The sequence below is a fragment of the Lysinibacillus sp. FSL M8-0134 genome (assembly GCF_038069745.1).
GTDB classification, from domain to species: domain Bacteria; phylum Bacillota; class Bacilli; order Bacillales_A; family Planococcaceae; genus Lysinibacillus; species Lysinibacillus irui.
The window spans coordinates 667,683-679,398 of record NZ_JBBPAJ010000001.1; the positions used below are offsets into that span (position 1 = coordinate 667,683).

The following is an 11,716-nucleotide window of genomic DNA, read 5'->3' on the forward strand; positions in this document are numbered from 1 at the left end:
TTAGCTTGCTCTGCTCCCACCATAACTGCTATTCAAGAGGAGGCTATTTTGTGGAGCTAAAACCAACAATGTTGCAAGAACGAATCGCAACATTAGATATTTTACGAGGGGTTAGTTTAGTGGGCATTTTACTCGTAAATATGTATACATTTTATTTGCCAATGCCACATATTGATTTGGCATCATGGTTTACAACGCCATCCGATATTGTTTGGCAGCAAAACATTGATATTTATGTACAAGGAAGCTTTTACCCACTATTTGCAATGCTATTTGGTTATGGCCTTGCCATACAGTGGCAAAAGGCTCAAAGCCGTGAACAAAATTTTTATACGCTAGGACTTCGTAGACTTTCTGTATTGTTTGTTTTCGGTTTTATTCATGCCGTGCTGATTTGGTGGGGCGATATACTCATGATGTATGCATTTTGTGGCATATTTTTACTACTTTTACTACGTTTAAGTCCCTTGTGGTTATTAGTCAGTGCTGTAATCATTAACGGTTTAATGCAGGTTTTCATGTTATTTTTAGTAGGCATTATTAATTTTAATACGAAGGTTGATGACTATTTAGATATTGTTTCGGTAGAGAAGGCAATTACTGCTTATGGTACAGGAAACTGGGTCGATGCCTTTATGCAACGCTTAACAGATCTCTCTACCCAGGCAGGGATAGGGATGTGGTTTGCAGCTTTATTCACTATTTTACCTTATATGCTAATTGGTGCAGCGGCTTCTAAATGGCGTTTAGTGGAACGAGCTAAAGAATTAAAGTGGCTCTGGCTGACATTGGCGATAGCTGGATTAGTCATTGGTGTTGTTATTAAAAGTTTACCTATTATGTTTACGAGAACATATTTATTAGATTATTTAAAGACATACATAGGCGGTCCAGTCTTATCAGTAGGCTATATTGGCATCATTGTATTACTTTGTTTATTGCCAATTGCACAAAAACTGCTCAGTCCATTTGCAAAATTAGGCCGAATGACATTAACGATGTATATTATGCAATCCATTATTGGAACTTGTCTATTCTATCAATTTGGCTTTGGCTGGTACGGTAAAGTAAGTGTTGAGACAGGGGTATTAATTACCATTGGAATCATTGTAGTGCAAATGATCATTGCAGAAATTTGGCTATCTAAATGGAGACAAGGACCGTTAGAGGCATTATGGCGTAAAATAACTTATAAGAAAAAAGTGGAAGCACGATAATATTTTCCTCTTGAAATGCATATTCTATGAAGATCTAGTAACTTATAAAATTATTGTCGCAAAAGTAAGGCAATTTCTATCATATTGTTGTATTATGTAGAAAAAAGAAGGAGCTCTTAAAATCATGAAAATTTTATCATTCAAATTAGGTGGACATGTTAGCTTTGGACCAAAAGTAAAAAAAGAAGAAGCGGTATGGGATGTACTCGCTATTCAAAATGAACTTCAAGTTCTCCCTTCTTTTTCAAGTTCAATCGTGGATGGCATAGCTTTAGGCTTTGATTTTGTTGAACAGATTCGTAAATTAGTAGAAGCAGCAGAAAAATCAGATCGTGCTGATAGCTTTAAACGTGAATTTACAGAGATCGAGTGGCTTTCACCAATTCCACGTACACCCAAAAATATTATGTGTATTGGTAAAAACTATGATGAACATGCCAAAGAAATGGGTGCCGAGGCAGCACCTACAGATTTAATGGTCTTTACAAAATCTCCAACTGCTATTGCTGCGGATGGACAAACGATTTCCATTCATGCGGATCTTTCTTCAAAGATGGACTATGAAGGAGAGCTAGCTGTCGTTATTGGAAAACGTGGTAAAAATATTCCTAAAAACCTAGCATATGATTATGTATTTGGCTATACAATTGCTAATGATCTAACAGCTCGTGATTTACAAGATAAACATAAACAATTCTTCTTAGGTAAAAGCTTAGATGGTACTTGCCCTCTTGGACCATACCTAGTGACAAAGGATGAAATTCCTAACCCACAAGATTTAACAGTTGTAACAAAGGTCAATGATGAAGTACGCCAAAACGGTTCTACGAAGGATATGATGTTCTCTGTAGAAACTTTAGTATCTATCCTATCTCAGCATGTTACTTTAGAGCCGGGAGATGTTATTTTAACAGGTACGCCAGCAGGAGTTGGTAAAGGCATGAACCCGCCGCAATACTTAAAGGCTGGAGATACAGTCAAAGTTTCTATTCAAGGCATCGGTACTTTAGTCAACCATTTTGAATAATATTGATTGTCATCCGCGAGAGATTACTACTCGCGGATTTTTTAGCTTCTTCAGCATTGGATTTACGTTCAATTGATGTAAATTATGTGAACACTATTGTAATATTTGAAACCCTTTCCATCGCATGGTAGGATAGAGTTTGATAGAAAAAGAATGAGGTGGGACAAACATGAGTTTTTTAACTAGCCAAACGCATTTGCATATTACTACGTGGGTAGTAGGTATTGTCATTTTTTTAATTGCGGCGCTAATGGGCAAGCAATCTAAAGGATTACATATGACATTACGTCTGTTTTATGTATTAATTATCATCACAGGTGGAGCATTATTTATTGAAGCAATGGACTATGGACAAGGCATGCTTTACGGCTTTAAATTCTTAGGTGGTATTCTTGTTATTGGTATGATGGAAATGGTATTGGTACGCCAAAAGAAAAATAAACCAACAGGTATGTTTTGGATTTTATTTGCAGTATTTTTATTAATTACACTGTTCTTAGGATTTAAACTACCGATGGGTCAAAATTTCTTAGCATAATGATGTAAAAGTCGTGAAGTGTTTGCTTCACGGCTTTTATTTTGTCAAAAAAGCAAATAGGAGGGAACTGACACCTTTTTGCCGTAATTCATTTCGCATTTTCGTAAAATCTTTTGAAAAGATAGCGACGTGACAGTGTTATTTGGTAAAATGACGATGGATTGGTTTGAAAGAGAGGGAATTACAGTGAAATTTAAGAAGTGGATAAGTGCGACGGCTGCATCACTTTTATTAGCAACTTCCTTCGTCAGTACTACACCAGTAGCACATGCGGACGAAGCTGCGTCAACATCAATTGCAGAAGAGAGCATCTATGATTTACTCGTTGACCGTTTCTTTAATGGCTCAGGTACAAACGATTTTGATACAAACACGCAAGATCCTTCTAAATTTGCAGGAGGCGATTTTACAGGTCTGCAAGATAAATTAAAATTTATCGGTGAGATGGGCTATACAATTGTTTCCATTGGACCTATTTTTTCAACAGAGAAATATGATGGCTCAATGCTAACAAGCTACACGACAATCGAACGTCACTTTGGAACTACAGAAGAATTTCAAAGTGTTGTAGAGGCCTATAAAGCTAAAAATATGTCCATTATGGTGGATTTCCCACTCAACAATGTAAGTCCAAATCATGAATGGGTAAAGGATACATCAAAAGCAGACTGGATTGCTTCAACAAATAATGGACAAGTACAGTGGGATTTATCGAACAAAGCTGTGCAAGAGGCACTTATTCAGTCAGCAACTGATTTTGTTTCTACATATGATGTCGGAGGTATTCGTTTAACTAATATTGCAGAGGCCGATACAGAGTTTGTTAATTCGATGATCGCGGCATTAAAAGAAACAAAAGAATCTCTATACGTGATTGCTAATGAAGAAAGTGATGCTAATTTTGATGCGACGTTTTCACCAGCAACAGCTGATATCTATCGTAATATATTTAAAAACGTTGATATGGATTCATCTAAATTAATGGAGCCTTTTACAGGCGAGAAGCCAACACAAATAATGGTGGATTCGCTGGAAACTCATCGTTTTACATTCGACTCTGCTAATGAAAATATGTTTCCACCTACACGCTTAAAAATGGCAATGGGTGCTTTATTTATGCTACCTGGAATTCCTGTTGTACAGTATGGCACAGAAATTGCTATGAATGGGGAAGCGAAACCAGATACACACCAGCTTTACAACTTTAAAACAGACGAAGAATTGATTGATTATATTAAAAATGTTCAATCTTTACGTAATAAATCAGCTACTTTACGTAATGGTGATTTTGAAGTCATTACAAATGAAAACGGCCTACTCGTCTTTACACGTACTTCAGACGAAGAAAAGTGGGTAATCATGGTCAATAATACAGGAAAAACACAACGTGTGGACTTAACACCTGAACAACTTGGTGAAGGGAAAATGCTGAACGGTATTTTACATGAGGAAAAAGTTCGCATAAACGAAAAAGAAGTTTATCCTGTTATTTTAGACCGAGAAATGGTAGAAATTTATCAAGTTCGAAATGATGAAGGCTTAAACATGCCGTATATGATTGCACTAGGCTTAGTGTGGGTCATCTTTATTGGCTTTGTTGTCATCATCATTAAACGAGGAAAAGTTCGACGTCAAGAACAAGACGTACAACAATAATAGAACAATAAAAATAGCATGCTAGGAGTTATCCTAACATGCTATTTTTTGTTGAAGCGATTATATCGAGGGTATTGCTTAGCCTTGATAGCTTTTATTCGTAAAGAAAATAGCAATCGTACCAGGACCAACGTGTGAACCGATTGCTGAGCCAATCATGGTGATTTGAATAGCTTGCGGTGAAAAACGCTCCTGTATAGATGCTTTTACTTCATTTGCAAATGCCGCATCATCACTATGACTAATACCAACGATTTTATTTGTAAAAGTTCCACCACGTTCTTGCATTAAATCTAACATACGATTAAGTGCTTTTTTTCGACCACGTGATTTTTCAATTGGCACAAGCTTGCCATCTTCTACATTTAAAATAGGTTTAATGCTTAGCAGCCCACCTAAAAATGCACTTGCTTTGGATACACGTCCACCTTTGGCAAGATAATCTAAATCTTCTACTGTAAACAAATGCTCCATTTGAGGTGCGATGGAGCCAATTTTATTGGCCATATCTTCTAAGGATACACCCATATTTCGGAGTCGAACTGCTTCCTCCACGACAAGACCATGTCCTAATGAGGCACATTTAGAGTCGATAATGACTAATTTTAAAGATGGATATTGTTCTAATATTTGATTGCGAATCATCTGAGCAGTACTATATGTGCCCGATAATTCTGATGAGAAGGCGATGTAAATACCTTCTTCGTCATTTTTAGCTAGTTCCTCAAAGTGCTTTAAAAACAGCTCAGGTGACACTTGAGATGTTTTTGGCTGAGCCCCTTGGCGTATAGCATCGTATATTTCTTTGGAATCAATTGAAATCACATCTTCATATTCTTTGTTGTTCAATTGCACTCGTAAAGGGAGTAGCACGACATCATGTTCTTCGTAATAAGACTTCGGTAGATCACATCCACTATCCGTAAAAATCTTCATTCTCTTGTCCCCCTAATTTCAACTTACTGTTTAACTTTATTCAGTTAATACTCACTAACTTTAAAGGGGTACCACTGAATAAAGTTAAACTGGTAAAAATGGAATGTTAACTTGAACTTACTACTTAACTATGATAATTTCAAGCGTTCGATGAGTATTTTTGCGATTCCATCCTCATTATTTGTTGATGTAATTTCATTGGCAATGTTTTTAAGACTTGGAATACCATTCCCCATTGCTACACCAAGTCCGGCATATTCAATCATTTCTAAATCATTGTCTTCATCACCAAATGCGATGATGCGCTCACGTGGGATACCTAAATCTTTAGCCACATGCGCAATACCTACCGCTTTATTTAAGCCGCGGCGCACAATTTCAATAATATGAAGAGGTGCACCCCATCGACGATGCTCAATAACTTCTGCGTGCACCGCTTGTAAATGGTCACGTATAATAACCGAATTCGCTTCGTTGGCTTGTATCAATAAACTTGTAGGATTTTCTAAGAGGTGTGTATATAAATCCCCAAGTGTAATTTTGGGATTGCCCATATTAAAGATATTTAAGATACGATCGTCCTCTGTATGAACATAAACCTCATCTTTTACCTCAGCAATAATATTTTCGTATTCGTAACCTTTGATGGAATCAACGACATCATGTACGACACTTAAATCAATCGGAGTATGCATATGTTGCCAAGAGGCATTTTTAGGGTGATGCACATAAGCTCCATTAAAATTGACAATGGGTGTAGTCAGTCCTAGTTCCTGATAATAAATTGTACTTGCTCGGTAAGGACGTCCTGTCGCAATCATGACTTGATGACCTTGTTCCTTAGCCTGCAATAATGTTTTTTTCGTTTTTGCTGAAATTTGTTGTTGGTCTGTTAATAAAGTACCGTCTAAGTCTAATACGATTAAATGCGGTTTCATAGCTCGTTGCCCCTTTCCTATAGTTTGAATAGTATCTCTTTGTCTTTCATTCGTCAAAATTTTGTCACAGTGAAAAAAGTTTGCTAACATAAAGATGAGACAAGAGTTGGGAGTGACAAAAATGTTTGTAGAAAAAGAAGTGTGGGGAAATATTCCTTTATTACATATACATTCAGACAATATGAATGAAGAAACCCCGGTAGTGATTTTTTTACACGGCTTTATGAGTGCAAAAGAACATAACTTACACTATGCATATCAATTGGTGCATAAAGGGGTGCGTGTCCTATTACCAGATGCAAAATTCCATGGTGATCGCAGTGAAGGCCTATCAGAGATGCAAATGAACTTAAAATTTTGGGACATTGTCTTAAATTCTATTCATGAAGTGCAACAAATATATGATGAGTTAAACAATAAAAATTTATTAGCTAATCATAATATTGGCATAGCAGGCACTTCTATGGGGGGCATTGTCACATCAGGCTGTCTTAAACTGTATGATTGGATACAAACAGCTGCAATATGTATGGGTGCGCCTAATTTTGTTAAATTGGGTGAGTATCAGTTACAGCAATTCGCAAAAAATGGTGTGAATTTGCCGATGTCAGAGGAAGAAGTAGAAAAAATAAATGAGCACCTAGCAAAATACGATATCAGTCTAACACCAGAAAAGTTCGCAGGTCGCCCTGTCTTCTTTTGGCATGGAGAATTAGATAAAACGGTACCTTTCCGCGAAACGTATAAATTTTATGAGACTTTACGGGAATACTATCAAGCAAACCCTGAACATTTAAAGTTCATGGTAAATAAAAAGGCTGGACATGCTGTACCACGTGACGGTATGCTAGCAGCAACTGACTGGCTTGCACAGCATTTGGCATAATATGATGCATCTGCTATGATAAGGTTAACACTATGATGGAAGGAGAAATACGAATGGATCAGGATATGAAAGACAGCATGTTAGGTGCATTAGAAAACGTAATTGACCCTGAGCTTGGAATTGATATTGTCAACTTAGGTTTAGTATATGATGTAGATTTAGATGATGAAGGGGTAGCGACTGTAACAATGACGTTAACATCTATGGGTTGCCCACTTGGACCGGTCATTGTGGACCAAGTAAACACAGCATTAGGGGAGCTTCCAGAAGTGAAAAGTACAAATGTTAACATTGTATGGAACCCACCTTGGTCAAAAGATAAAATGTCGCGCTATGCAAAAATGGCACTAGGCGTACGTTAATCTGAAACAGAAGAAAATCCCTGCTTATTTTAATAGGCAGGGATTTTGCATGTAACGAAATTAATCGATACGGCATATTTGTAATGGACAATTTTCACAAGCAATTTCATTTTTTAAAAACTGTAAATCATGAATTGTAATAAAACCTTTATCGAAAGTGACAATGTCGTGTTTTTTTAGATCATTTAACATCCGATTAATCATCTCACGACTGGTCGCACACAAATTCGCTATTTCAGTATTTGTTAGCTGGAAATCAATATAAATAGAGCCATTTTCTAATGATTTACCATACGTATTAGAAAGTCGAATGAGCGTTGAAAATAAAGCACCTTTTTTACCATTTAACACTAAATCACGCAAACGGCTTTGATGCTTCAAGTTTTCTGTTTGTAACCACTTCATATATTCCACCATGACAGTAGGCTGTTCTTCTAATAAATGCTCCAAAGATTTGCGACTTAAAACATACAGCGTAGAAGGTTCTAAAACTTTTGCAGTCATGGAATTATAGACGAGATTACAAAACAACGATCCCTCTCCAATTATACTGTCAGGACCACAAATACGGATGGTTAACTCCTTGCCAGTCTCCGTTTCTTGGCTAATCGAAATTACACCTGATTTGATGTAATAAATTTCTTTTGCCCGTTCACCCTCTAGAAAAATTTTATTCCCTTTATTCACCTTGATAAAGACACCGTGCTTTTGAAAAAGATCCTTAATTTTTTCAAACATATTATCCAATAAAACCATATCTCCAACACATCGCTTTCTTTTTGTAATAAATGTCGATTATTACAAAAGGATAGTGGATTTTTCGATACTAAAACATAGAAACATACCTACTATTATAACGTAAATTTCCATTTTTAAGTGATAAATTTTAGAGCTATTTCTTTGCTTAGAATTGTCGAGTGATGTAAAATAAAGTTAGTCAAAAAAGGTCAAACCTTTCGAAAGAACAAGAATGGGTATAGAAATTATGCGAAACATTAAGGTAAAGGAGTGCTAGCTATGCAATTTCAACAAACTGATAATAAAAAACCATTAGAGCAATTTGGACGAAATTTAATTGAAGAAGTAAAAAATGGCAAAATGGATCCCGTTATTGGACGTGATGAGGAAATTAGAAATGTCATTCGTATTTTAACACGCAAAACGAAAAATAATCCTGTATTAATTGGTGAGCCCGGTGTTGGTAAAACAGCTATAGTCGAGGGTTTAGCACAGCGTATAGTGAAAGGCGATGTGCCAGAGGGCTTGAAAGAATGTGTCCTATATGAGCTAGATATGAGTGCTTTAATCGCGGGTGCAAGTTACCGTGGTCAATTTGAAGAACGCTTAAAAGGTGTCTTAAAAGAGGTAAAAGATTCGGAAGGGCAAATTATTTTATTTATTGATGAAATCCATACCATTGTTGGTGCCGGTAAAACAGACGGCGCTATGGATGCAGGAAATATGTTAAAGCCTATGCTGGCGCGTGGTGAATTACACTGTATAGGGGCTACGACATTAGACGAATATCGTATGTATATTGAAAAGGATCCTGCATTAGAACGTCGATTTCAGCAAGTACTTGTGCGTGAGCCTTCTATTGAAGATACAGTGTCTATTTTACGTGGCTTAAAAGAACGTTTTGAGTTACATCATGCTGTACGTATTCATGACAGAGCCATTGTTGCGGCAGCAGAACTATCTAATCGGTATATTACAGAGCGATTTTTACCAGATAAGGCGATCGATTTGATTGATGAGGCGTGTGCAATGATTCGTACGGAAATCGATTCCATGCCACAGGAATTAGATGCTGTGACCCGTCGTATCATGCAGCTAGAAATTGAGGAACAGGCATTACGTAAGGAAAAGGACGAAGCAAGTAAAAAACGCCTTGAGCAATTGACTGAGGAATTAACAAAGTTAAAAGAATCCTCTGAAGGAATGCGAAAACAATGGGAAGCTGAGAAGGAAATGCTGCATGACATTCAGAAAAAACGAGAAACATTAGATAAATACCGTCGAGATTTAGATGAAGCGGAAAGTAAATATGATTTAAATAAAGCTGCTGAATTACGTCATGGCAAAATTCCAACTCTTGAAAAAGACATTCAGGCATTAGAAAAACAATTAGAAAATGGCGCAGAGTCTCGTATTTTACGAGAAGAAGTGACGGCTGATGAAATTGCTTCAATTGTTTCACGTTGGACTGGCATCCCTGTGACAAAATTAGTGGAGGGTGAGCGTGAAAAACTTTTACGTTTAAAGGATACATTGCATGAACGTGTAGTAGGGCAAGATACAGCGGTTCAACTAGTGACAGAAGCTGTGTGGCGTGCACGTGCAGGCATTAAAGATCCACATCGCCCGATTGGAAGCTTTTTATTTTTAGGTCCAACAGGTGTTGGTAAAACAGAGCTTGCCAAAGCCCTTGCTGCTCAATTATTTGATTCTGAGGAACATTTTATCCGAATTGATATGAGTGAATATATGGAGAAGCATAGTGTATCTCGTCTAGTTGGTGCCCCTCCAGGCTATGTCGGCTATGAGGAAGGGGGACAATTAACCGAAGCCGTTCGCCGCAACCCTTATTCTGTCGTCCTACTTGACGAAATTGAAAAAGCTCACCCAGATGTGGCTAATATTTTATTGCAAATTTTAGATGATGGGCGTATCACTGATAGTCAAGGTCGTATGGTTAATTTTACAAATACAGTAGTTATTTTAACATCGAATATTGGGTCTAGTTATTTAATGGAGGCAAAAGAAGACGATGCCTCTGTTGAGGACTTAGTTATGGCTGCGCTTAGACAACATTTTAAACCAGAGCTGTTAAATCGAATGGATGATATTATTTTCTTCCATGCACTATCGACTAAGCATTTTACAGCAATCGCTTGGAAGTACGTTGAGCAACTGATTAAACGTGTGGCAGAGCAAGAAATTACATTATCTGTTGAGCAAGAAGTGATTAATTGGGTAGTACAGCAAGGTGCCGATGCTCAATTTGGCGCAAGACCACTAAAACGCTTTGTCCAACGACATATTGAAACAGCAGTGGCAAGAGAACTCCTACGTGGTGAGGTTTTACCGGGGGAAACATTGCATGTAAAAATGTGTGATGGTCAATGTGTGGTGGAAAAATAACAGAAAAAACCTGTTCGGCATGATGCTGAACAGGTTTTTTCTAGCTGAATTAATGATGGTCTGCAGCTTCTGGTGTAGGATCGTTTGGAATGATTGCTCCAATAATAAAGATAAGAATAGAGAATACAACTGAAACGATTGCCCCTGTTTTAAAATCAAATGGTACACCAAGTACAGAGCTGACTACATAGTTTAACATAGAAACTAGTAGGAATGACCATATGAACGTTACGATATATTGCATTAATTTCACCTCAACCGAACTTTTTTCATCATAAGATTTTACTCATATTCATTATCATATCATAACATAAATCGAAAAAAAATGAATCATTTATGTGAAACATGGCGAATTTGTCACAACAACTACGAGGTTTTGTATTTTAGTATTTGATGTTTTTATGAGGCCTAAGAATTGGTAATAGATTTAGGGGACTCGCTCCAAAGCAAGCTGAACCCGCTCCAAAAAGGTGTGGAAGCGCTCCAAAATAGGTTGAGCCCGCTCGAAAATGGTGGAGAAGCGCTCCAAAGTAGGGTGTCCCCGCTCGAAAATGGGTGAGAAGTGCTCCAAAGTAGGGTGTCCCCGCTCGAAAATGGTGGAAAGGCGCTCCAAAGCAGGCTGCCCCGCTCGAAAATGGTGGAGAAGTCTCCAAAGTAGGGTGTCCCCACTCGAAAATGGTGGAGAAGCGCTCCAAAGTAGGGTGTCTCCGCTCGAAAATGGGTGAGAAGCGCTCCAAAGTAGGATATCCCCGCTCCAAAAAGGTGTGGAAGCGCTCCAAAGTAGGATGTCTCCGCTCCAAAAAGGTGGAAAAGCGCTCCAAAGTAGGATATCCCCGCTCGAAAATGGTGGAGAAGCGCTCCAAAGTAGGCAGAACCCGCTCCAAAGTAGGCAGAACCCGCTCCAAAGTAGGCAGAACCCGCTCCAAAAAGGTGTGAAAGTGCTCCAAAGCATGACCAACCCGCTACAAACCCCGACAATCCTGTCGAATTGAACAAACAAAAGCCTCTCTAA

General features: G+C 37.8%; 13 protein-coding genes. 9 read left to right on the forward strand and 4 right to left on the reverse strand.

The window, feature by feature from the left end:
- Positions 1–50 precede the first annotated feature (50 nt).
- The 4 genes from MKY49_RS03280 (at position 51) to MKY49_RS03295 (ending at position 4,438) form a co-directional block, all read left to right on the forward strand.
- Positions 51–1,217: a DUF418 domain-containing protein gene (locus MKY49_RS03280; protein ID WP_341385618.1), complete on the forward strand. Its 1,167-nt coding sequence runs from the start codon at positions 51–53 to the stop codon at positions 1,215–1,217.
- Between the two features lie 124 nt (positions 1,218–1,341).
- The gene (locus tag MKY49_RS03285) at positions 1,342–2,244 is read left to right on the forward strand and encodes a fumarylacetoacetate hydrolase family protein (protein WP_341385619.1); all 903 of its coding nucleotides are present in this window, start codon (positions 1,342–1,344) and stop codon (positions 2,242–2,244) included.
- A gap of 169 nt (positions 2,245–2,413) precedes the next feature.
- The gene (locus tag MKY49_RS03290; RefSeq protein WP_274795681.1) at positions 2,414–2,782 is read left to right on the forward strand and encodes a YisL family protein; all 369 of its coding nucleotides are present in this window, start codon (positions 2,414–2,416) and stop codon (positions 2,780–2,782) included.
- Between the two features lie 129 nt (positions 2,783–2,911).
- Complete coding sequence (locus MKY49_RS03295; RefSeq protein WP_341385620.1) at positions 2,912–4,438, forward strand: alpha-amylase family glycosyl hydrolase; 1,527 nt, start codon at positions 2,912–2,914, stop codon at positions 4,436–4,438.
- A 78-nt stretch (positions 4,439–4,516) separates the two neighbouring features.
- On the opposite strand, the gene MKY49_RS03300 is transcribed toward MKY49_RS03295, so the two are convergent.
- Together MKY49_RS03300 and MKY49_RS03305 are read right to left on the reverse strand one after the other, a co-directional pair.
- Positions 4,517–5,374: a DegV family protein gene (locus tag MKY49_RS03300; RefSeq protein ID WP_341385621.1), complete on the reverse strand. Its 858-nt coding sequence runs from the start codon at positions 5,372–5,374 to the stop codon at positions 4,517–4,519.
- A gap of 128 nt (positions 5,375–5,502) precedes the next feature.
- Positions 5,503–6,312, reverse strand: coding sequence for a Cof-type HAD-IIB family hydrolase (locus MKY49_RS03305; RefSeq protein ID WP_274795684.1), 810 nt, complete (start codon positions 6,310–6,312; stop codon positions 5,503–5,505).
- Between the two features lie 121 nt (positions 6,313–6,433).
- Here MKY49_RS03305 and MKY49_RS03310 point away from each other — a divergent pair, with 121 nt between their 5' ends.
- Together MKY49_RS03310 and MKY49_RS03315 are read left to right on the forward strand one after the other, a co-directional pair.
- The gene (locus MKY49_RS03310; protein ID WP_341385622.1) at positions 6,434–7,198 is read left to right on the forward strand and encodes a prolyl oligopeptidase family serine peptidase; all 765 of its coding nucleotides are present in this window, start codon (positions 6,434–6,436) and stop codon (positions 7,196–7,198) included.
- Positions 7,199–7,251: 53 nt separating this feature from the next.
- A complete protein-coding gene (locus MKY49_RS03315; RefSeq protein WP_103117491.1) occupies positions 7,252–7,560 on the forward strand; it encodes a metal-sulfur cluster assembly factor in 309 nt (102 codons plus the stop codon).
- Between the two features lie 60 nt (positions 7,561–7,620).
- On the opposite strand, the gene MKY49_RS03320 is transcribed toward MKY49_RS03315, so the two are convergent.
- Positions 7,621–8,316, reverse strand: a complete 696-nt coding sequence (locus tag MKY49_RS03320) for a Crp/Fnr family transcriptional regulator (protein ID WP_274795687.1) — start codon at positions 8,314–8,316, stop codon at positions 7,621–7,623.
- A 261-nt stretch (positions 8,317–8,577) separates the two neighbouring features.
- Here MKY49_RS03320 and MKY49_RS03325 point away from each other — a divergent pair, with 261 nt between their 5' ends.
- Positions 8,578–10,704, forward strand: a complete 2,127-nt coding sequence (locus MKY49_RS03325) for an ATP-dependent Clp protease ATP-binding subunit (RefSeq protein ID WP_312504845.1) — start codon at positions 8,578–8,580, stop codon at positions 10,702–10,704.
- A 49-nt stretch (positions 10,705–10,753) separates the two neighbouring features.
- Here the strand turns inward: MKY49_RS03325 and MKY49_RS03330 are convergent, their stop codons facing one another.
- Positions 10,754–10,948 (reverse strand): YjzD family protein, encoded by a 195-nt coding sequence (locus MKY49_RS03330; protein WP_004227469.1) that lies wholly within the window; start codon positions 10,946–10,948, stop codon positions 10,754–10,756.
- A 171-nt stretch (positions 10,949–11,119) separates the two neighbouring features.
- On the opposite strand from MKY49_RS03330, the gene MKY49_RS03335 reads away from it, so the two are divergent.
- Positions 11,120–11,263, forward strand: a complete 144-nt coding sequence (locus MKY49_RS03335; protein ID WP_341385623.1) for a hypothetical protein — start codon at positions 11,120–11,122, stop codon at positions 11,261–11,263.
- A 226-nt stretch (positions 11,264–11,489) separates the two neighbouring features.
- Positions 11,490–11,696, forward strand: a complete 207-nt coding sequence (locus MKY49_RS03340) for a hypothetical protein (protein WP_341385624.1) — start codon at positions 11,490–11,492, stop codon at positions 11,694–11,696.
- Positions 11,697–11,716 lie beyond the last annotated feature (20 nt).

Excerpts from the sequence above, each read along its gene's own strand:
- MKY49_RS03305 (WP_274795684.1), bottom strand. The coding sequence starts at position 6,312 with ATGAAACCGCATTTAATCGTATTAGACTTAGACGGTACTTTATTAACA.
- MKY49_RS03340 (WP_341385624.1), top strand. The coding sequence starts at position 11,490 with ATGTCTCCGCTCCAAAAAGGTGGAAAAGCGCTCCAAAGTAGGATATCC.
- MKY49_RS03290 (WP_274795681.1), top strand. The coding sequence starts at position 2,414 with ATGAGTTTTTTAACTAGCCAAACGCATTTGCATATTACTACGTGGGTA.
- MKY49_RS03325 (WP_312504845.1), top strand. The coding sequence starts at position 8,578 with ATGCAATTTCAACAAACTGATAATAAAAAACCATTAGAGCAATTTGGA.
- MKY49_RS03330 (WP_004227469.1), bottom strand. The coding sequence starts at position 10,948 with ATGCAATATATCGTAACGTTCATATGGTCATTCCTACTAGTTTCTATG.
- MKY49_RS03310 (WP_341385622.1), top strand. The coding sequence starts at position 6,434 with ATGTTTGTAGAAAAAGAAGTGTGGGGAAATATTCCTTTATTACATATA.
- MKY49_RS03285 (WP_341385619.1), top strand. The coding sequence starts at position 1,342 with ATGAAAATTTTATCATTCAAATTAGGTGGACATGTTAGCTTTGGACCA.
- MKY49_RS03315 (WP_103117491.1), top strand. The coding sequence starts at position 7,252 with ATGGATCAGGATATGAAAGACAGCATGTTAGGTGCATTAGAAAACGTA.
- MKY49_RS03320 (WP_274795687.1), bottom strand. The coding sequence starts at position 8,316 with ATGGTTTTATTGGATAATATGTTTGAAAAAATTAAGGATCTTTTTCAA.
- MKY49_RS03300 (WP_341385621.1), bottom strand. The coding sequence starts at position 5,374 with ATGAAGATTTTTACGGATAGTGGATGTGATCTACCGAAGTCTTATTAC.